The organism is Nonomuraea sp. NPDC050451 (assembly GCF_044458585.1).
Genome location: NZ_JBITHZ010000002.1, coordinates 782,866 through 802,908 on the forward strand (window position 1 = coordinate 782,866; position 20,043 = coordinate 802,908).

21 protein-coding genes and 1 tRNA gene are annotated in these 20,043 nt (G+C 69.2%); 14 read left to right on the plus strand and 8 right to left on the minus strand.

All coding sequences use genetic code 11. The features are described from left to right. Positions 1–151: 151 nt before the first annotated feature. Entirely contained in the window at positions 152–655 is a 504-nt protein-coding gene (locus ACIBI9_RS09660; protein WP_397221836.1) for a GNAT family N-acetyltransferase, read from the minus strand. A 98-nt stretch (positions 656–753) separates the two neighbouring features. Here ACIBI9_RS09660 and ACIBI9_RS09665 point away from each other — a divergent pair, with 98 nt between their 5' ends. The 6 genes from ACIBI9_RS09665 to ACIBI9_RS09690 all read left to right on the plus strand — a co-directional run bounded on the left by ACIBI9_RS09665 (position 754) and on the right by ACIBI9_RS09690 (position 5,920). Beyond that, positions 754–2,667, plus strand: a complete 1,914-nt coding sequence (locus tag ACIBI9_RS09665; protein ID WP_397221519.1) for a hypothetical protein — start codon at positions 754–756, stop codon at positions 2,665–2,667. Between the two features lie 127 nt (positions 2,668–2,794). Then, on the plus strand, positions 2,795–3,772 hold the full coding sequence (locus ACIBI9_RS09670; RefSeq protein ID WP_397221520.1) for an aldo/keto reductase: 978 nt from the start codon (positions 2,795–2,797) through the stop codon (positions 3,770–3,772). An 82-nt stretch (positions 3,773–3,854) separates the two neighbouring features. Beyond that, entirely contained in the window at positions 3,855–4,160 is a 306-nt protein-coding gene (locus tag ACIBI9_RS09675) for a hypothetical protein (protein WP_394490595.1), read from the plus strand. A gap of 141 nt (positions 4,161–4,301) precedes the next feature. Further along, positions 4,302–4,658, plus strand: coding sequence for a hypothetical protein (locus ACIBI9_RS09680; RefSeq protein ID WP_397221521.1), 357 nt, complete (start codon positions 4,302–4,304; stop codon positions 4,656–4,658). Positions 4,659–4,747: 89 nt separating this feature from the next. Continuing rightward, positions 4,748–5,479 (plus strand): helix-turn-helix transcriptional regulator, encoded by a 732-nt coding sequence (locus ACIBI9_RS09685; RefSeq protein WP_397221522.1) that lies wholly within the window; start codon positions 4,748–4,750, stop codon positions 5,477–5,479. An 84-nt stretch (positions 5,480–5,563) separates the two neighbouring features. After that, positions 5,564–5,920 (plus strand): VOC family protein, encoded by a 357-nt coding sequence (locus ACIBI9_RS09690; protein ID WP_397221523.1) that lies wholly within the window; start codon positions 5,564–5,566, stop codon positions 5,918–5,920. Positions 5,921–6,094: 174 nt separating this feature from the next. Here ACIBI9_RS09690 and ACIBI9_RS09695 read toward each other — a convergent pair whose 3' ends face one another. The 3 genes from ACIBI9_RS09695 to aceE all read right to left on the minus strand — a co-directional run bounded on the left by ACIBI9_RS09695 (position 6,095) and on the right by aceE (position 11,266). Further along, complete coding sequence (locus ACIBI9_RS09695; RefSeq protein WP_397221524.1) at positions 6,095–6,829, minus strand: maleylpyruvate isomerase family mycothiol-dependent enzyme; 735 nt, start codon at positions 6,827–6,829, stop codon at positions 6,095–6,097. 10 nt (positions 6,830–6,839) lie between these two features. Further along, the gene (locus ACIBI9_RS09700; RefSeq protein ID WP_397221525.1) at positions 6,840–8,333 is read right to left on the minus strand and encodes an alpha/beta hydrolase; all 1,494 of its coding nucleotides are present in this window, start codon (positions 8,331–8,333) and stop codon (positions 6,840–6,842) included. Positions 8,334–8,518: 185 nt separating this feature from the next. After that, a complete protein-coding gene (gene aceE / locus ACIBI9_RS09705; protein WP_397221527.1) occupies positions 8,519–11,266 on the minus strand; it encodes a pyruvate dehydrogenase (acetyl-transferring), homodimeric type in 2,748 nt (915 codons plus the stop codon). 803 nt (positions 11,267–12,069) lie between these two features. On the opposite strand from aceE, the gene ACIBI9_RS09710 reads away from it, so the two are divergent. From ACIBI9_RS09710 to ACIBI9_RS09740, 7 genes are all read left to right on the plus strand, one after another. Then, positions 12,070–12,252, plus strand: a complete 183-nt coding sequence (locus ACIBI9_RS09710) for a DUF1918 domain-containing protein (protein ID WP_192786669.1) — start codon at positions 12,070–12,072, stop codon at positions 12,250–12,252. Positions 12,253–12,261: 9 nt separating this feature from the next. After that, positions 12,262–12,669: a secondary thiamine-phosphate synthase enzyme YjbQ gene (locus ACIBI9_RS09715; RefSeq protein ID WP_397221528.1), complete on the plus strand. Its 408-nt coding sequence runs from the start codon at positions 12,262–12,264 to the stop codon at positions 12,667–12,669. Between the two features lie 117 nt (positions 12,670–12,786). Then, positions 12,787–13,215: a DUF3052 domain-containing protein gene (locus ACIBI9_RS09720; RefSeq protein ID WP_397221529.1), complete on the plus strand. Its 429-nt coding sequence runs from the start codon at positions 12,787–12,789 to the stop codon at positions 13,213–13,215. Between the two features lie 31 nt (positions 13,216–13,246). Then, on the plus strand, positions 13,247–13,708 hold the full coding sequence (locus ACIBI9_RS09725) for a peroxiredoxin (RefSeq protein WP_397221837.1): 462 nt from the start codon (positions 13,247–13,249) through the stop codon (positions 13,706–13,708). A gap of 14 nt (positions 13,709–13,722) precedes the next feature. Continuing rightward, positions 13,723–14,046 carry a hypothetical protein gene (locus ACIBI9_RS09730; protein WP_397221530.1) on the plus strand — a complete coding sequence of 108 codons (324 nt, stop codon included), beginning with the start codon at positions 13,723–13,725 and terminating at the stop codon, positions 14,044–14,046. A 371-nt stretch (positions 14,047–14,417) separates the two neighbouring features. Beyond that, positions 14,418–15,422 carry an ROK family protein gene (locus tag ACIBI9_RS09735; protein ID WP_397221838.1) on the plus strand — a complete coding sequence of 335 codons (1,005 nt, stop codon included), beginning with the start codon at positions 14,418–14,420 and terminating at the stop codon, positions 15,420–15,422. Positions 15,423–15,439: 17 nt separating this feature from the next. Then, positions 15,440–15,511, plus strand: a tRNA-Val gene (locus ACIBI9_RS09740). Between the two features lie 59 nt (positions 15,512–15,570). Here the strand turns inward: ACIBI9_RS09740 and xerC are convergent. Genes xerC through ACIBI9_RS09755 form a run of 3 tightly spaced genes read right to left on the minus strand, consistent with a single transcriptional unit; the run spans position 15,571 to position 18,430 of the window. Further along, entirely contained in the window at positions 15,571–16,755 is a 1,185-nt protein-coding gene (xerC, locus tag ACIBI9_RS09745; protein WP_397221531.1) for a tyrosine recombinase XerC, read from the minus strand. Further along, a complete protein-coding gene (locus ACIBI9_RS09750; RefSeq protein WP_364752747.1) occupies positions 16,752–16,952 on the minus strand; it encodes a helix-turn-helix domain-containing protein in 201 nt (66 codons plus the stop codon). Before ACIBI9_RS09750 ends, xerC begins: the two co-directional genes overlap by 4 nt. Next, on the minus strand, positions 16,949–18,430 hold the full coding sequence (locus ACIBI9_RS09755; RefSeq protein WP_397221532.1) for a replication initiator: 1,482 nt from the start codon (positions 18,428–18,430) through the stop codon (positions 16,949–16,951). The genes ACIBI9_RS09750 and ACIBI9_RS09755 overlap by 4 nt, the downstream gene beginning before the upstream one ends. Before the next feature lie 112 nt (positions 18,431–18,542). Here ACIBI9_RS09755 and ACIBI9_RS09760 point away from each other — a divergent pair, with 112 nt between their 5' ends. Continuing rightward, positions 18,543–19,412 (plus strand): GntR family transcriptional regulator, encoded by an 870-nt coding sequence (locus ACIBI9_RS09760; protein WP_397221533.1) that lies wholly within the window; start codon positions 18,543–18,545, stop codon positions 19,410–19,412. Here the strand turns inward: ACIBI9_RS09760 and ACIBI9_RS09765 are convergent. Further along, complete coding sequence (locus tag ACIBI9_RS09765) at positions 19,409–19,999, minus strand: DUF4240 domain-containing protein (RefSeq protein ID WP_397221839.1); 591 nt, start codon at positions 19,997–19,999, stop codon at positions 19,409–19,411. The two genes, ACIBI9_RS09760 and ACIBI9_RS09765, sit on opposite strands and share 4 nt — an antisense overlap. Positions 20,000–20,043 lie beyond the last annotated feature (44 nt).

Below are 20,043 nucleotides of genomic sequence, written 5' to 3' on the forward strand. Positions count from 1 at the left end.
ACGCACTTTGACGATCCGTGGCTGTGCGTTCGTTACGTGTGATTCACCGGCGTAACAAGCCACGCACATGCGTCACAGCGGAAACACGCTCGTAATACAGCCTGATGATCAGCCGTAATCTCATGCGTGGCTTGTCACGATACGTGAGCGATCAGTCCTGGCGGCCGGCCAGGCGCCGCAGCGGCTCGTCGGTCAGCCGGTACTTCAGCCACTCGTCCTGGCGCACCGCGCCGAGCTTGTCGTAGAAGCCGATGCTGGGCTCGTTCCAGTCGAGCACCGACCATTCGAAGCGCTGGTAGCCGCGCTCGGCGCAGATCCCGGCCAGCTCCTTCATGAGCGAGATCCCGTGGCCGCCGCCCCGGTGCCGGGGGCGTACGTACAGGTCCTCCATGTAGATGCCGTGCACGCCCCGCCACGTCGAGAACGTCAGGAACCAGAGCGTGAAGCCGGCCACCTCGCCGTCGTGCTCGGCGATGTGGACGAACGCGGCGGGGCGGTCGGAGAAGAGCGCGGTGTGCAGTTGCTCCTCGGTCACCCTCGCCTCGTGCAAGGCCTTCTCGTACTCGGCCAGCTCACGGATCATGTTGACGATTTCGGGCACGTCGGCGGGTGTCGCGGGGCGAATCATGGCACCCAGCGTATGGCCATGCCGGATTGAACCCGCCCAGTGTGTCAAACGTCGTAGTTCTCAGAACGGTATTCGGGGACCGTGGCAGACGCTCAGTCAAGGTATCGGACAGGGGAGCGGAACCGATGAGCGTTGCACAGCAACGGGGGGTACTCCTGCCCTCGTGCCCCGATCTCAAGCTGGCCCTCGTGCTGGGCGAGCGGGCGCTGTTCGTGAACGGCGACCTGCAGACCGCGCGGCGCTGGTTCGACTCGGCGTACCGGCTGGCCGAGCTCTGCGGCGACCCGTCGTCGCTGGCGCGGGCGGCGCTGGGCCTGGGCGGGATCTGGGTGCACGAGCACAGGACGTGTGCGGAGTCGGAGATGGTACGCGCCCGCCAGCGGCACGCGCTGTCCCTGATCGACCCCCGCTCGTCGACGGCCCTGCGGCTGCACGTGCGGATGCGGGGCGAGGAGGACTACCGCGCGGGCCGGCACGTCACGATCATGCGGCTGCTCACCGAGGTCAGGGGCTCCGGCGACGCGCAGGCGCTGGCCGAGGCGCTGAGCCTGGCGCACCACTGCCTGCTCGGCCCCGAGCACGCGGCGATCAGGCTGGAGCTGGCCGGGGAGCTGATCGGCCAGGCCGCCGTCACCGAGCGCAGGGGCGACCTGCTGATGGGCCTGCTGTGGCGCACGGTCGACCTCTACCTGGCCGCGGACCCGCACGCGGAGCGCGGCCTGGAGGAGCTGCGCGGCCTGCTGGCCGGCCACGACCACCTCGCGGTCGGGTACGTGGTCGAGGCGATCGAGGTCATGCTGACCATCCGCGCGGGCCGCTTCGCCGAGGCCGAGAAGCGGGCCGGCGAGTGCTTCGAGCGCGGCGTGGCGGCCGGCGACATGGACGCGACCGGCTGGTACGGCGGCCAGCTCGGCGCCATCCGCTGGTTCCAGGGCCGGGCTGCCGAGCTGCTGCCCGTGCTGTCGGACCTGGTCAGCTCGCCCACGCTGAGCCCGATCGACAACTCGTACCTGGCGGGCCTGGCGCTGGCCGCGGCCGTCGCGGGCGACCGGCGCGCGGCCGCCGGGCACCTGGCCAGGCTGCGCGTGGAGGAGATGCCGGGGTCGAGCACGTGGCTGGTCTCGATGTACTGCGTCGTGGAGACCGCCCACCTGCTCCATGACCCGGACACGGCCGCCCGCGCGTACGCGCTGCTGCGCCCGTTCGCTGACCTGCCGGTGGTCGCCAGCCTGGGCGTGGCCTGCTTCGGCTCCGTGCACCACTCGCTGGGCATGGCCGCGCTCACCACCGGGGACCTCTCCACGGCCGTGGAGCACCTGCGGGCGGCCGTGCGGGGGAACTTCGCCCTGGGACACTGGCCGGCCGCCGCGCTGTCGAGGTGGCGGCTCGGGCAGGCGCTGGCGCTGCGCGACGGGGCGCGGGACCAGGCGGCCAACCGGGAGCAGGCCGCCGCCGCGCGGGAGGCCGGGGAGCTGGGCATGGTGCTGCCGTCCGTGGTCGGGGGCTCGTCCGCGGGGCAGGGCGGCGGCCGGTTCCGCAGGCACGGGCGGCACTGGCAGGTCGAACTGGGCGGGCGGCTCGCGCTCGTCGACCACAGCGTCGGGATGGGACATCTGGCCACGCTGGTCGCCAATCCGGGCCGGGAGATCCTCGCCGCCGACCTGGCCGCGGGGACCTGGACGCGCGAGCCCGAGGGCGGGTCGGCCCAGCCGGTGCTGGACGACCAGGCCAGGGACACCTACCGGCAGCGGCTGGGCCAGCTGGAGGCGGAGATCGACGAGCTGGAGTCGATGAACGACCTGGAGCGGGCGGCGGGGCTGCGGCTGGAGCGCGAGTGGCTGGTGGCGGAGCTGGCGGCGGCGACGGGCATCGGCGGGCGGGCGCGGCCGTTCACGGGGAGCGAGGAGCGGGCCAGGATCGCCGTGGGCAAGGCGATCAGGCGGGCGCTGGCGCGTATCTCGGCGGTGGACCCGGCGATCGGGGAGGAACTGCGCGCCACGGTGCAGACGGGGCTGCGCTGCTGTTACCGGCCCCGATAGTGGACCCCGGGGGCCGGCTCGCGGTGAGCGACCTGCTCGCGCCGGGCTGCGGTCAGCGCCGCCTCCCCGCTGCTCGGCCGCCTAGCCCTCGGGGCGGGGTGCGGTTCCCATCCGGGAGACTGTTCCCATGGAACAACGCACGTTGGGACGAACAGGACGCCAGGTGGGCATAGTCGGCCTCGGCGCGTGGCAGCTCGGCGCCGACTGGGGCCAGGTGACGGAGGACGAGGCGTTCGCCACCCTGGGGGCCGCCGTGGACGCCGGGGTCACCTTCATCGACACGGCCGACGTCTACGGCGACGGCCGGAGCGAGCAGATCGTCGGCCGCTTCGCCAAGGGGCGGCCGGAGCTGACCGTGGCCACCAAGATGGGCCGCCGGCTGGAGCAGATCCCCTCCAACTACGTGATGTCCAACTTCCGGGCCTGGAATGAGCGCTCGCGCCAGAACCTCGGCGTGGACACCCTCGACCTGGTCCAGCTCCACTGCCCGCCGACCCCGGTGTATTCGACGGACGCCGTGTTCGACGCCCTGGACACGCTGGTGGCCGAGCAGAAGATCGCCGCGTACGGGGTCAGCGTGGAGACGTGCGAGGAGGCGCTGACGGCGATCGCGCGGCCGGGGGTGGCGTCCGTGCAGATCATCCTCAACGCGTTCCGGCTCAAGCCGCTGGAGCAGGTCCTGCCCGCCGCCCGGGCCGCCGGGGTGGGCATCATCGCCCGGGTCCCGCTGGCCAGCGGCCTTCTGTCCGGCCGGTACGACGAGCACACGACCTTCGGCACCGACGACCACCGCAACTACAACCGGCAGGGGGAGGCCTTCGACGTCGGCGAGACCTTCTCGGGCGTCGACTTCGGCACGGGCCTGGAGGCGGTCCGCCGCCTGGCTCCCCTGGTGCCCGAGGGCCTGACGATGGCCCAGTTCGCGCTCCGCTGGATCCTCGACCAGCCCGGCGTGTCGGTGGTGATCCCCGGCGCCCGCAACACGTCCCAGGCCACCGCGAACGCGGCCGCCGCGGCGTTCTCCTCGCTTCCCCCGGCCACGCTCGAAGCGGTCGAGGCCGTCTACGACGACCTGATCCGGCCGCAGGTCCACCATCGCTGGTAGGTGCATTGACGGCGCGCCCATCTTTTAGGAAACTTTCCTAAGCATTCTCGCCCGCTCCACCCCTTCCTCCAAGGAGCCAGCCATGAACGCGAGAAGATGGGCCGCCCCCGCCGCCCTCCTGACGGCCGCCCTCGTCCTCGGCCCCGTCCCCGCCGCCCACGCCTCCCCCTCCGGCTGCACGACCCAGCTCAACACCCAGGATCGCTGGGCCACGAGCCTGTGCACGTCGGGCACCGGCGAGCACCGCATCCGGGTCCTGCAACGGCACTTCCTGCCCGAGGTCGGCCTGATCCCGATCGAAGGCCCGTGGCAGCCCGTCGGCACCGTCTCCTACACCGGCATCACACCGCACACCACGGTCAGCGTCTGGGTCGAGACCCGGGGGTGACCTGACCGCGCCGGACCCCGGGCCGCGCCTTTACAGCCGCACGGCACTCGCAAATGATGAGGCCAGCAAGGCGCGGCGACGGGGTCTTCGGCACGGGGAGTGCGCCGCGCTCCGGCGAGCTCACGACTCCAGGGGAGCGACATGTTACGTCAGCGAGCACGCGCGGCTTGCGTGGCCGCCACGATCGTCTCCGCACTGGCCCTCGCGGCCGCTCCGGCCGGGGCCGCGACGGCCCGGCTCACCCTCTACTCCGACACCGCCTTCTCCCGCCCGACCAACTCCGTCAGCTACGACACCTGCGACAACTTCATCGGCAGGGTTCCCGGGCAGCGGGTCGGGTCCTTCGACAACAGCCCGCTGCCCGGCTGCCAGGTGGTGCTGCACTCGCTGGGCGGCGACTTCGTCCTGTGCGCGGGCAGGGCCGTGGTCCCGGCGGCCTACCGCCAGGTCGTCCTCTACTCGATCCGCACGGGCACCAGCACGGCCTGCCCGGTGTAGTGAGACCCCTGTGGCGGCGGGGTGAGGCGCGCGTGGCCAGGACGGCGCGCGAACCATGATTGTCGGTGGCGCCGCGTAGCGTCGCGGCTGTGAATCGTACCGACCGGCTCTACGCGCTCGTCGAAGACCTGCGCGCCATCGCGCCCCGCTGCCGCTCCGCCCGCGAGCTGGCCAAGCGGTTCGAGGTGAGCGTGCGCACGATCGAGCGCGACATCACCGCCCTGCAGGAGTCAGGGGTGCCGATCTACGCCGAGCCGGGCCGCAAGGGCGGTTACGCGATCGACAAGAAGATGTCGCTGCCCCCGCTCAACTTCACCCCGGCCGAGGCGGTGGCCATCGCGGTGGCGCTCAGCCAGGCCGGTGACCAGCCGTTCGGCCGGCAGGCCCGCAGCGCGTTACGCAAGGTCGTGGCCGCGATGCCGGGCTCCGAGGGCGAGCTGGCCAGGGAGCTGGCGCGGCGGGTGCAGCTCGTCCACCACCCGCCGGATCCCGGCTCCCCCGAGATCCAGCCCCTCGGGGGCGAGGGCATCTCCCGGGCCATCGAGGAGGCGCTGCTGCGGCGGCGCGTGCTCAGGCTCGAATACGCCGACGCCAAGGGCGCGCTGACCTCGCGGGACGTCGAGCCGGGCGTGTTCCTGGGCGGGCGGGGCGGTTTCTGGTATCTCGTGGCCTGGTGCCGGTTACGCGATGACGTGCGGGTCTTCCGGCTCGATCGCATCGCCGCCGCGACCGTGACCGCCGAGCGCAGCCCCGACCGGCCGCTCGAAGGCTTCGCCGCCGATGTGCCCAACATGATCGTGGACGCCGCTGTGCTCGATTAGTCAATCGAAAACACCGACATAGGGTTGTCGCCCCACCGTTAGATCGTTGTCTTGTTCGAGAAAGTCAGTGACGAGGAGACGACGATGGACAACACCGTGACCTGGTTCGAGATCGCGACCGACGATCCCGAAGGCGCCCAGGCGTTCTACGGCGGGTTGTTCGGCTGGACGTTCACCGCCGGCGAGGGGCCGATCGACTACCGGATGATCGGCCGGCCGGGTGGCGAGCAGCCCGGCGGCGGGCTGTTCAACACCAAGGGCGAGTTCCCGGCGCACGCGATCTTCCACGTGCAGGTGGCCGACGTCGAGGCGGCCTGCGCCAAGAGCGAGTCGCTGGGCGGCAAGGTGATCATGAAGGTGATCGACGACGGCGCCGGCACCGACTTCGCCTACCTGCATGACACGTCCGGGAGCGTCTTCGGGATCTTCCATCGCAGGTGACGCCATGAAAGCTTCCCCTCACAGGTGAATCACCCGTTCGAGGGCCGGGGAGAACGCCTTCCCCGCTGACCCCCGGCGTACGGACGGGCCGCTTCCTAGGAGCGGTTCACCCCGTGCCCTGGGCACGCCGCCGATCGCCGAGCGGCGGCGCGTCCAGGGCCCATCTCCCCCGCGTCAGAAGGCGGCCTTGGACAGCCAGCGCTTGAGGAGGTCGGCGTCGCCGTAGACGGTCAGCGCCTCGGGCGAGCGCCGGCCGTAGAGCATGAGCAGCAGGTCCTGGGCCGTCGCCTGGACGGCGCAGTCGCCCTTGGTGTGCCCGCGCGCCCAGTCGACCGTCCCGGCCGGGCCCTGGGTGATGGTCCACTCGCCGTCGGCGTCGTTCGCGTGGAGGTGGATCGTGGCCCCCTCCGCCTCGAGCCCAGCCAGCGACCGGGTCACCCAGGTCGCGTACGGCAGGTTGTGCAAATACTCCTCGACACCGTCGATCGCGACCTCGGCCGGGACGACCGGGTCGATGCCGAGCGCGAGCTCCGCGTCGGCCCGGTGGATCACCAGCTCGAAGAGCATCCGGCGGGACCACCACGACGCCTGCCGGTCCGGGCCCCACGTCCACACCGACAGCGAAGGGTCGGTGGCGCGGAGCGTGTCGAGCAGCTCGGCCGCCCCGGCGCTCAGCCAGGCCGCGTCGCCGCTCTGGCCCTCGGCCAGCCCGCTGGGCACCTGGCGCGACCAGATCCGCTCCTGGACCTGGTCGCGCAGCACGTGCGTGGCCCACCGGTGCGTCTGACCGACGTGCGTGATCAGCTCGGCGAACGTCCATCCCGGGCACGTGGGCACCGGGACGGACAGGTCCGTGGCCAGGGCCACCAGGCGGGCGGCCTCGGTGTCGATGAGCGATTCGTATCTCACAGGCCCCACCCTAGGCCGCAGGGCAGGTCGTGCCCTTCTGCGGCAGCTTGCCGTCGATCAGGTACGAGTCCACGAGCTCCAGCACGCACTTGCTGCCCGACAGGTAGGCGCCGTGCCCCTCACCCTCGTACGTCACCAGCCTGGCGGTCTTGAGCTGGGCCGTCAGCTTGGGCGCCCACTCGTACGGCGTGGCCGGGTCACCCTTGCCGCCGATCACGACGATCGGCGCCGAGCCGGTGGCGTTCACGTGCCGCGCCTGATCGCTGCCCTTGGCCGGCCAGACCCGGCACAGCCCGCCGGACCCCTCGCTGCCGAACAGCGGCGAGATCTTCATGGCGGCCGCCTCGGTGCGGCGCAGCTCGGCCTCGCTGGGCCGCTCGGAGGTGTCCACGCACGTGATGGCCGGGAAGCTGGTCATCTGCGTGGAGTATTTGCCGTCCTGGGAGCGGCCTGTGTAGGAGTCGGCCAGGTAGAGCAGCGCCTCGCCGCGCCCCTTGATCGCCTCCGAGAGCGCCTGCTCCAGGAAGGGCCAGGTCAGCTCCGAGTACAGCGCCGCCGCCACGCCCGTGGCGGCCAGCCCCTGGGTGAGCTCGCGGGCGCCGACCTTCAGCGGCTGGGCGGTGAGCTGGTTCAGCAGCTTGTCGACGTTGGTGTTGGCGCTCTCCTGGTCCTTGCCGATGTCGCACTTGTTCTTGACGCACGACCGCAGGAAGCTCTCGTACGCCTTCTGGAACCCGCGGGTCTGCACCAGCGTGCGCTGCTCGAACGTCACCGTCGGGTCGAGCGGCGCGTCGAGCACCATGCGGCCCACGTTCTTGGGGAACTCGGTGGCGTACACGGCGCCGAGCTGCGTGCCGTACGACATGCCGATGTAGTTGAGCTTGGCGTCGCCCACCGCGGCGCGGATCCGGTCCATGTCGCGGGCGGCGTTCACGGTGCCGACGTACGGGAGGATCTTGCCGGAGTTCTGCTGGCAGAGGGCGGCGAACTGCTTGTTGGCGGCCGCTGTCTCCTGGTGGGTCTGCTTGTCGGACGGCAGCGTGTCCAGCGCGGTGAACCTGTCCATCTCCACGGTGTCGCCGCAGCGCACGCCGGAGCTGCGCTCCACGCCGCGCGGGTCGAAGCTGATCAGGTCGTATCGGGCGCGCAGCGCCGTGAGCGCCTTGGCGGCCTGGTCGAGCGTGTCGACGCCGGAGGCGCCGGGACCGCCGAAGTTGAACACCACCGAACCCAGCCGGTTCTTGCCCGTGGCGGACAGTTTGATGAGCGCCAGGTCCAGCTTCTCCCCGCCGGGCTTGTTGTAGTCCAGCGGAACGGCCAGCTTCCCGCACCGTACAGAACTGTCCTGGCTGGCCGGTGACTCACCGCCGGGACGCTTGATGTCGGTGCACGGCCCCCAGCTGATCGTGCCGGTGTCCGCCGTCGACTGCGTGGCGGGCTCGGCCGGCACGGTGGAACAACCGGCGACGACCGGGATGAGCAGGGCGGCTAGGACGCGTCGCATAAACAGACTTCTCCCTCGTCTCTCAGGGGGAAGTAGTGCCCACAATACGTGACGCCGCACCATACCTGGGTGAGGCGGCACGTACCCCTCCTGAACGTGCCGCCTCACAGGCCGAACGCCGCGGGCGGCGGAAATGACGGCGCCCCCGCGAAAGGTTCTTCGCGGGGGCGCCGCTCCTGGATGACTCAGACGCCCATCGACTGGGTGTCGTTGCTCTCCGCGCCGCCCGCCTCGGTGACGCCGTTCTTGAGGTGGTAGCGGGCGATCGCCTCGCGCAGCACCTCGCCGTCGAGCTCGCCCCGCTTGACCAGGCTGGTCAGCACGGCCAGCGTGATCGAGGCGGCGTCCACGTGGAAGTGGCGGCGCAGCGCCGAGCGGGTGTCGGACAGGCCGAACCCGTCGGTGCCCAGCGAGGACCAGTCACCCGGCACCCACTGCGCGATCTGGTCCTGCACGGCCTTCATGTAGTCGCTGACGCCCACGAACGGGCCCTGCGCCTGGGAGAGCGCCTGGGTGACGTACGGGACGCGCTGCTCGGCGTCGGGGTTGAGCAGGTTGTGCTCCTCGCAGGCCAGCGCGTCGCGGCGCAGCTCGGACCACGACGTCGCCGACCACACGTCCGCCGAGACGCCCCAGTCCTCGGCCAGCAGCCGCTGCGCCTCCATCGCCCACGGGCCCGCCACGCCGGAGGCCAGGATGTTGGCCTTCGGACCCTGGGCCTGCGGCCCCTCGGCGAACTTGTACAGGCCCTTGAGCAGGCCCTGCACGTCGAGGTTGACCGGCTGGGCGGGCTGCAGGTAGGGCTCGTTGTAGACGGTCAGGTAGTAGAAGACGTCCTCCGGCTGGTCGCCGTACATCCTCCGCAGGCCGTCCTTGACGATGTGGGCCACCTCGAACGCCCACGACGGGTCGTAGGAGATCGCGGCCGGGTTGGTGGAGGCGATGAGCGGCGTGTGGCCGTCCTCGTGCTGCAGGCCCTCACCGTTGAGCGTGGTGCGGCCCGCGGTGGCGCCGAGCAGGAAGCCCCGGCCCATCTGGTCGCCCATCTGCCACATCTGGTCGCCGGTGCGCTGCCACCCGAACATCGAGTAGAAGATGTAGATCGGGATCATGTGCTCGCCGTGCGTGGCGTAGGCGCTGCCCGCCGCGATGGCCGAGGCCATCGAGCCCGACTCGCTGATGCCCTCGTGCAGGATCTGCCCCTGCGTGGCCTCCTTGTACGACAGCAGCAGCTCCCTGTCGACGGCCTCGTACGTCTGGCCGTGCGGGGAGTAGATCTTGGCCGTCGGGAACATGGCGTCGAGACCGAACGTGCGCGCCTCGTCCGGGATGATCGGCACGAACCGGTGGCCGATCTCCTTGTCGCGCATGAGGTCCTTCAGCAGCCGCACGAACGCCATCGTGGTGGCGACCTGCTGCTTGCCCGAGCCCTTGGCGAAGCCGCCGTAGACCTCGTCGCCGGGCAGCTTGACCGGCTTGGCGCGCATGACCCGCTTGGGCAGCACGCCGCCGAGCGCCGCGCGGCGCTCCTTCATGTACTGGATCTCGGGGTCGTTCTCGCCCGGGTGGAAGTACGGCGGCAGGTCCGCCTCCAGGGCCGAGTCCGGGATCGGCAGGTAGAGCCGGTCGCGGAACTCCTTCAGCTCGGCCTTGGTGAGCTTCTTCATCTGGTGGGTGGCGTTGCGCGCCTCGAAGTCCTTGCCCAGCGTCCAGCCCTTGATGGTCTGGGCGAGGATCACGGTCGGCTGGCCGACGTGCTCGCGGGCCGCCTTGAACGCCGCGTAGACCTTGCGGTAGTCGTGGCCGCCGCGCGACAGCTTGCGGATGTCGTCGTCGGTCAGGTGCTCGACCATCTTGCGCAGGCGCGGGTCACCGGCGAAGAAGTGCTCGCGGATGTACTCGCCGGACTCGACCGAGTAGGTCTGGAACTGGCCGTCGGGCGTGGTGTTCATCTGGTTGACCAGCACGCCGTCGACGTCGGCCGCCAGCAGCGGGTCCCAGTCGCGGCCCCACACGACCTTGATGACGTTCCAGCCGGCGCCGCGGAAGTACGACTCCAGCTCCTGGATGATCTTGCCGTTGCCGCGTACGGGACCGTCGAGCCGCTGCAGGTTGCAGTTGATCACGAACGTGAGGTTGTCGAGCTCCTCGCGGGCCGCCAGGCCGATCGCGCCGAGCGACTCCGGCTCGTCCATCTCGCCGTCGCCCAGGAACGCCCACACGTGGCTGCGGCTGGTGTCCTTGATCTGCCGGTTGAGCAGATAGCGGTTGAACCGCGCCTGGTAGATCGCGCCGATCGGGCCGAGACCCATGGAGACCGTCGGGAACTCCCAGAAGTCCGGCATGAGGCGCGGGTGGGGGTAGGAGGGCAGGCCGTGGAAGCCGTGCGACAGCTCCTGGCGGAACGCGTCGAGCTGGGCCTCGTTGAGTCGGCCCTCGAGGAAGGCGCGGGCGTAGATGCCCGGCGCGGCGTGCCCCTGGAAGAAGACCTGGTCGCCCGACTCGCCGTGGTCCTTGCCGCGGAAGAAGTGGTTGAAGCCCACTTCGTAGAGGGAGGCGGCGGAGGCGTAGGTGGCGATGTGACCACCGACATTGGTGCGGGCGTTGGCCCTGGACACCATGATGGCCGCGTTCCAGCGGATGTAGGCGCGGATGCGGCGTTCGACGTGCTCGTCACCGGGGAACCAGGGCTCGCGCTCCGGCGGGATCGTGTTGATGTAGTCGGTGCTCCGCAAACCCGGCACGCCGACCTGGTGCTCGCGGGCCCGCTCCAGCATGCGCAGCATGAGGTAGCGGGCTCTGGTGCGGCCTTCGGTCTTGACGACGTTGTCGAGAGACTCGAGCCACTCGTTGGTCTCGCTGGGGTCGACATCAGGCAGCTGGCTGGGTAGGCCGTCGCTGATGATCGAGAATCGCTGGCGTCCGGAAGCCACTGGGTCTCGCCTTCCGAGGATGACTGATGTCTGGTCTGGGTCGCCTTCCATCCTGGTCGCTAGCCGTAGAAAACGCATCTCTACTGACCGGTAACCAGTGGTGTCCCTGCTGGCAGAGACAGATCAGATGGCCTAGACCACCGATGGTAGGACGAATCGCCACCAAAGGTTACATCCCGGGAGCAATTTAACAAGACAGGAAAACGAACGAAATTTCGCTCGAATGTCCCTGGACTCCTGGGTCCCTGCACCCTCCACTCTCCCCCGGAGGGAGGAGGTTCTCACCTGGGACGGCGCGACGTGACGGGCGAGTCTAGCGGCCCCCCTCCCACCTCGTCCGCGACGGGGCCCGCCGGACGAAGGGCCGCCCATGAGCACATCTCCCCTGATCATGACCATGCCGCCCTGCCATCTCTCAGGCCTGTGGCGCCCCTCACACCCCACTGGCCCTCGATACGTCACCTCTTACGCCGCGGCGCGCCTCTCAGGATCCATGGCACGTCCCATCACCCACGGCGCACCACCCTCAGATCCATGGCGCCTCCCTCGGACCATGGAGTCTCCTCCACCTCTCAGGCCCCTTTGGCACTCGGAGCGCTCAGTCGGGGTCAGCCATCCCAAGGTTTGCCCACTCCACCAGCCCCGCGGGACACCCACACGGCACCGCCATCCACCCCCGGAGCCCGCAACGCCACCTCAGCCCCACGTAACGTTTCGGTCATTTTTCTCCGCCCCTCCAGAGGGGGAGCAAAACTTCCGAATCACTCTTTTCGGACGGCCCCCCGCGTACCAATGTGGGTTATATGAATGCTGCGGTAGGAGACCGGCTCCTGGTGCACGGGCATGCCGTTGGCGAAGGGGACCGGAGTGGTGTGATTGTGGAGGTCCAGGGCCTCGACGGCGGGCCTCCCTACATGGTGCGCTTCGACGACGGGCACACCGGACTGGTGTTTCCCGGCCCGGATGCCGTCGTGGTGCATAAGTAAGATTTCCCTGTGAGATCTGAAATCATCTCTGTGGCCACCGGGTCACGAGAGACAGTGCACGACATCACCGCTGAATGCGCTGATTTCGTGCGCACGCAGGGCGAAGACGGGCTGTTGCATATCTTTGTGCCCCATGCGACCGCCGGCGTCGCCCTGCTCGAGTTGGGCTCGCGCAGCGACGACGATCTGCTCGCCGCGCTGCGCGACCTGTTGCCGCCCGACGACCGCTGGCGTCACGCCCACGGCTCGCCCGGCCACGGACGGTCACACGTCATGCCCGCGCTGATCCCGCCGTACGCCACAGTCCCCGTGCTGGGCGGGCGTCTGGCGCTCGGCACGTGGCAGTCGATCGCACTCGTCGACCTGAACGTCGACAACCGGCAACGCCAGGTTCGCCTGTCGTTTTTGTCTGATTGATTCTGGCCGACTACGGCCGTACCCGTGGCGACCGTTGACGACTGAGGGTCACAGCGTGTGGACTGTGCCGAAGCGATAAACCGCATAAGCGGGGCCACTCAAGCAGGAGGGATAAACGTGAGCGCGACCGCGGGTCAGGCGCAGGGCGAGCGCGGCCTGGCCGAACGGCTCGGCCTCAAGCCGGGTCAGGTGGTGCAGGAGATCGGTTGGGACGAGGACGTCGACGACGAACTTCGCGACTCCATCGAGGACCTGACCGGCAACGAGCTGCTGGACGAAGAGAGCGACGACGTCGTGGACGTGGTGCTGCTGTGGTGGCGCGACGGCGACGGAGACCTCTTCGACGCCCTCAGCGACGCCATGCGAGCACTCGCCGACGGCGGCCGGATCTGGCTGCTGACTCCCAAGGCCGGACGCGACGGCCACGTGGAGCCGAGCGACATCGGGGAGGATGCCGCTACCGCGGGTCTCTCGCAGACCAGCAGCATCTCCGCCGCACCGGACTGGTCCGGCACCAGGCTCGTCACGCCCAAGGGCAAACGGTAGGGAGCCCGAGCGCCTTCCGTGCGGCAGGATGATGCCTGTGAACGCACATCCTGCCGAGGTCGGCGCCCTGGCTCCGGATTTCGAGCTGCAGGACCAGCACGGCACCCCGGTGAGCCTGTCTCAGTTCCGGGGCTCCAAAGTCGTGCTGGTCTTCTACCCGCTTGCCTTCAGCGGGATCTGTCACGGTGAGCTGTCCGCGCTGCGCGACCAGCCGCTCGACGGGGCACAACTGCTGACCGTCTCCGTCGACTCCATGTTCACGCACCGCGCATGGGCGGATCGCGAGGGTTATACGTTTCCGCTGCTCTCCGATTTCTGGCCACACGGACAGGTCGCGCGGGCGTACGGTGTGTTCGATGAGGCGAAGGGGTTCGCTCTTCGGGGGACCTTCATCATCGACGGCGAGGGCGTGATCCGGTGGTCGGTGGTCAATCCGACCTCCGCCGCACGCGACATCGCCGACTACGCCAAGGCACTCGCCGACATTTCTTGACCTCGGAGGGAACGATGCCCTGCTACCGATGCGGGGCCCGGCAGACCGACCCGGTGCGCGGCGCCAGCCCGTGGCAGCGCGGGGTGCACCACGAGACGCAGGTGTTGATCTGCCCGGACTGTCAGCGGCTGCACGACCTCGACCTCGACTCGTGCGCGGCCTGCGGGTCGGTCGCGCTGATCTGCCGGCTGGGCGAGGTGGAGTGCCGGTCCTGCGGCGACGTACGGCTGGCGCGCTCCGACGCGCTCGCGGGCTCTCCCGCCTCCCCACCGCCCTCACCCCCCGGCCTCTCGGCGGAGGTGGAAGCTGCCCTCAACCGCGTACTGGGCCGCGCCTGACCCCATGGGACCGGACGCGGAGGCAGGAAGCCCTGAGGCCGGACACAGAGGCACGCGGGGCCTGAACACGAGGACACGGGGCACGGCCGCCTGAGACCGGGCACAGAGCCACCCGGGCCTGAACACCAGGACCTGGGGGCACAGGGCCTGGACAGGAGGACACGGGGCCGTCACAGCGCCGTGAGCCACCCTAAGCCACCCTGAGCCGCCCTGAGCCGCCGATGGCCTGCCGCCTGCCCTGGAGCCCTGGAGGGCGCAGGAGCGGTACGGGGACCGGGATTACGGGGACAGGGAGCCCCGGAGATCCCAACACCGAAGGGACTCTTTCCAGACATTTGCTGAGCTGCGCTATCGTCTCCTGCGTGTCCGACATGACTCCGAGCGTGAGCGAGAGCCCGAACCCGAGTGTGAGCGTGAGCCCGAACAACCCGGCTCCGAGCTCGTTCGTCGTCGCGCTCGACGTCGGCGGCACGTCCATGAAGGGCGGCCTGGTCAGCGACTCCGGCGTGGTGCTGCTGAGCGAGCGGCGCCCGACTCCCCGGGCGGAGGGCCCGGAGGCGGTCGTGTCCGCCATCTCCGACTTCATCAGCCACCTGGCCTCCTCAGGCGACGGCACCCCGGCGGGCGTGGGCCTGGCCGTGCCCGGGCTGGTCTCCGACAACGCCGCCGTCTACGCCGCGAACCTGGGCTGGCGCGACGTCCCCGCCACGAGCTTCACCACCCTGGACATCCCCGTCCTGCTCGGACACGACGTACGCACCGGCGGCCTCGCGGAGAGCATCCTCGGCGCGGGTCGCGGCCTGTCCGACTTCCTCTTCCTCCCCATCGGCACGGGGATCGCGGGTGCCTCGATCATCCGCGGCGAACCGTACGGCGGCTCCTCGGGCTGGGCCGGCGAGATCGGCCACACCCCGGTCTTCCCGGACGGCGAACAGTGCGCGTGCGGCCAGTTCGGCTGCCTGGAGACGTACGCCTCGGCCGCCTCGGTGGGCCGCCGCTACAGCCAGCGCGCCGGCGTGGAGGGCGTCAAGGCGGAGCAGGTGGTCTCCTCCGACGACCCGATCGCCGTAGAGGTCTGGGACGAGGCCGTGGAGGCCCTGTCGCTGGCCCTGGCCACGTACACGCTCCTGCTGGACCCCACGGTGATCGTCCTCGGCGGCGGCCTCGCCGAAGCGGGCCCCGCCCTCTTCGACCCCGTACGCACCCGCCTCGTCAAACGCCTGGCCTTCCGCGAGGCACCCCCACTGGTACCGGCCGCACTTGGGGTCGACGCCGGCATGCTCGGAGCCGCCCTCCTGGGCTGGCGCGCCGCCGACCGCCCCGAACTGGGCCCCGGCTGGACAGTGGATGTGCGATCGGGCCCCGTGGTGTCGTAAGGTGTAGTGCCGATCAGGGGCGGTTAGCTCAGCGGTAGAGCACTCGCCTTACAAGCGAGGGGTCACTGGTTCGAACCCAGTACCGCCCACCTGCAGGAATACTTTGTGTTCGATCTTGAAAACAGCGGCTGAGTGACTAAGTGAGTGACTAACTCCCGAAGATCTTGTCCATCGCCGCAGCTCCCTGCATGATCACGGGCCGGATCTGGTGTCGGTAGACCGTCTCGGTGACCACCGTGTTGGAGTGCCCGACGAGGCGCGAGATGTCCTCGATGGGGACGCCGGAGTCTGACAGCACGGACACAAAGCTGTGCCGTAGCTCGCGAGGCGACCACTCCCGCCCGGTGAGCCCCGCCCCCTCCACGACCTTCCGGAAGTCACGCCGTACGTTGTGAGCCGTGACGGGGGTGCCGGTCCGCGTGCAGAAGACGAGGTCCGTGTCCTTCCAACGGTCGCCTGCCTTCTCCTGAGCGATCTCTTGGGCTTCCTTGAGCAGGCGTAGCGCCTCCACGCAGCGCCGAGGCAGCTTGAGCGACCGGCGGGACTTCACCGTCTTGGTGTCGCCCTTCTGCCGAACGGACCGCCAGACGTAGATCGCGAACTCCTCGTGATCCCAGCCTGTCTCCCCCACCGGCAGCCACACGGCCCGAGCCTCGTCGTAGGCCACGACGTGCGACCAGAGCAGCGCCCTCAGTTCCTCCGTACGAGCTCCGATCAGCAGCGAGAGGACGATGTAGGCCCGCATGCGCTCACCGCCCTCCTCGGCCTGCGTGAGGACGGCAAGAGCTTGAGCCAGCGTCAAGGCCTTCGACGGACGACCCTCGCGCCCCTCCGGGATGTCGCAGAGGTCCACGACGTTCCGCTTGACCTTGTCGCGACGCATCGCGCTCTTGACCGCCCGATTGAGGATGCCGTGGATCAGCTTGAGTGACCGGGTGCCCAGTTCGCCCGTCTTACCGGCCAGCCACTTGTCGACGTCTTCCACGGACAGATCCCGCAGCTTGCGGGCACCGAGGGCGGGGATCACGTGCGTGTCGGCGTAGGTGTTGTACATCTTGACGGTCGCGGAGGAACGCCCGCCGAGGCCGTGCTGAAGCCAGTAGCGGACGGCGTCGGCCACCGTGTAGGTGGTGGACGCGATGGCCAAGCCGTCCTCATGGTCGCGAACGATCTCTTTGAGCTTGGCCTTGGCTTCGGTCTTGGTCTTGCCGCTGGCCTTCTTCACGATGCGCTTGCCAGCCGGGGTGTAGCCGACCGTCACCGAGGCGATCCAGCGTTGCCGCTGCTCGTCCCAATGCAGGCCGCCGTCTCCTCGACTGCGTCGTTCGGTCATGAAGCCTCCTGTTCGAGTAGGGAGATGTAGTCCTCGATGGCTGAGGCGGGGATGAGCCGGGTTCGCCCCTGGGTCACGGAGCGGAGGCGTCCTGAGCGGATGAGTTCGTAGATCACGCTTCGGCTGAGGCTGAGCAGGTGCATGGCCTCGCAGACGCGGTAGAGCCGCCGGTCGTGGGCGGGTAGGGGTGGGGTCATCCATCCGCCCGCTCTGCCGCGATCTTGCGGGCGGTCTGGACACGCTGGCGGATGTGTTCGGCCATGATTGCTTCGCCCGGGGTGTAGCCGATTCCGGCGAAGCGCCAGTGGCCCAGGACGAGCGTGGTGGCGTCGCCGAGGGCGGGCAGGCCGTGACGCTCGCGGGCTTCGGCCGCGCGATGGGCGGCACGAGCATTGCGCAGGTCGGTGAGGTTGAGCGAGTAGGCGCGACTCTTGCTGGAGAAGTGGCCGCGAAAGCCGAGCATGTGCGCCCACGGGCGGAGCCGGAGCGCCCTGAACTCAGGGCGTCCGCCGAGGTCCCAGCAGGTGCGGATCATGCACCGTGCGTGGTCGGTAACGGGCAAGGCGTCCAGGTTCAGACCGGGCTTGAGGCCCGTGCCGTGGCACTGCCCGCAGGTGGCCATCAGGCTCAGCCGTCCGCGTCCGGCGCAGGCCCGGCAGGACAGGCGGTGATCGACCGTTCCGGAGGCTTCGGCACCCTTGGTGGCGTACTTGGCGATATAGGAGGCGACGGCTCGTTCACTGAGCCCGTCGGCGCTGGCATCGAGCAGGATAGGACGGATGTCGAGCTGATCGCCCCAGGTGAGAGTCCACCGGCCGAGATCGCTCGGCGGTGTGGTGACGGTGACTTGATGGGCGGCCGGTGGGATGGCCTGAGTGAGCAGGTGGTGGTTTGCCCAGTCGGGTGGCGGCTGGTTCGGTCCAGCGGGGCCGTCGAGGCGGATGATGGCGTGGAAGTGGATCAGGCCGCGCCGCTGGTACTCGGCGACCTTGGCGAAGGACACCTTGCCGTGCTGGGCGAAGGCACGGCGGGTCATCCCGGTCTGGTTGGCCAGTTCCTGGCGGATGGCCAGGGTGAAGCGGTGCCACAGCGAGCCCGCGTGTGCCTGCCACAGCACCGCGCCTGTGTAGTCGTAGCAGTCGGGGCAGATCGGTTGGCCGAGTCGTTCGTCGTGTGATTCGTGCCGGAGGTGGCAGCCGACCGGCCGCCCGTGCTCGCACAGCCTGTCGCGGTTGCGGGGACGGCAGGGACGGCCGTCGCGGTGCGAGTGGACGGGGCCGAAGGAGGGGGCGGTCAGGGTGACGAACGCCCGAGGGTGTGCGCTGACCGTCTCGGGGACGCCCTTGCCGCCGGACAGGCCCGCCCGGATCAGGTGGAAGGTGTCGGCCTGGTAGGTCTGCGAGCACGCCGGGCACACCGACGCGCGGCGGTTGCCGCAGGCCACCAGGAGATGCCCCGAGGGCTCACCATCAGTCGTGTACGCGTGCAGGATCTCGCCCGTGCCCGCATCCACGATCATCGACTGTCCAGCCAGGTGCACCGGATGGGCGCACCCGCCGGTCGCCGCGACCATGGAGCGCCACCGCTCATAGCCCGGCGCGTTGACCAGGCGGGCCAAATCAGCCATCCACTCGGTGCCGGATAGTTGATCGTCGTGCCGTTCCTCCTTGCTCATAGGGCACCACCTCCTTCGATTGACTACCTGTAGTACAGGTTGACAGACATGGCGCATGGTGGTCAACCTGTAGTACAAGTAGTCCTGAAAGCTTTACCGAGGAAGGCGCATCATGGAGATCAGCACCGACGACAAAGACGCCCGCTGGCGCGTCATCGCGAACGACCTACGAGCCGCCATCCTGGACGGCCGCTATCCCCCCGGCGGCGCACTGCCCAGCGAACCCGAACTCGTCAGGAAGTACGACGTCTCCCGCCCCACCGTCCGCAAGGCCATCGACACCCTCGTCTCCGAAGGGCTGGCCTACGTCATGCGCGGACGCGGCTCCTTCGTCCGCCCCATGCCCGAACGCCGCACCATCCTCATCACCGACCGCGACCGGCCCGACCTCGCTGCCCCTGGTAACCACCCGGACGTCCAAGCATTCGGCTGGGACCTCGCCCAACGCGACCGTGAAGTCCCGCTCTTCACTGGCGAGAAGATCACCGCCAACCGCGACGTCGCGATCATGCTAAGCGTCCGGCCCGGCCACCCGGTCATCCACCGTCGCAGCATGTGGCACCGAGGCCACACCGCCGCCATCCACGGCGCATCGGCTCGCCTGGAGATCAACTCCTACGCCAACGCCGACCTGCTCCCCGACTGGGACGACCCCAAGCGCCACGCCCAGTACCGCAAGCGCCCCGGCTTCTTCTATCAGTCCCTCGTCCGCGAACACGGCCCCGTCCGCTGGATGACCCTCACCACCGCCCGCATCGCCTACGAAGACGAACGCACCGCACTCGGCATGGACTACGCCGAAGCCGTCCTCATCATCCGCCGCACCATGGCCCACCCTAACGGCCACCCCATCGAAGTCACCGAGGTCAAAGCCCCCGCCAACCGCTATGAGATCGGCTACCACCGCGAACTCTCCGACGCCCCCGAAGCCGACCTCACCCCACAGGAACTCGCCGACAACGGCATAGACCTCGTGATCTAAACGCGGCCGTAAAGCTCGCGGATGTACCGGTGACTTCGCGGCACCCTACGGGCCGCCTCCTCGTCATCTCCGGGGTCCCAATCCTCGTCAGTGGGATTGGGCAATGCACGGAGCACGTAGCCGCGAGCTTCAAGAGCATCAAACAAGGCGCCGCTGTCTGTGCCTGTCATTTTCTCCCATGCCTTGGGAGCCACATAGGACAGGCATTCGAACTCTGGCCAGTCGTCGTCAGTCCGGGGGATTCGATCTCGCTGCATGGCCAGGAAGCGCTGAACCTCCGGCACGTCCGCAAGCGTGTCCGGATCGTCGGCGACCTTTTCGAAGGTCTCCCGACCGAGGCCGACCAGCCACATCTGGAAGTACCAGAAGCTGTCATCGCCGCCTGCCAGAGATAAGACGATTGCGGCTCCCCACATCAAATAAGTGTCGACCTTGCGCCGCGCCTCCAGAATCCATGCCTGGAAGTCGATGATCTCCTCGGCGGAACGTCCCGCCAACTGCTCTTCCAGCCATCTCAGGCGCGATTCCTTCCCGTCGGTCTCACGCGCGGACTGCTCGATCAGATGCCAGAACTCGTCGATGTCTATAACCGGCGATCATGGCAGGAGGCGACGACGAAATCGACGGCGAG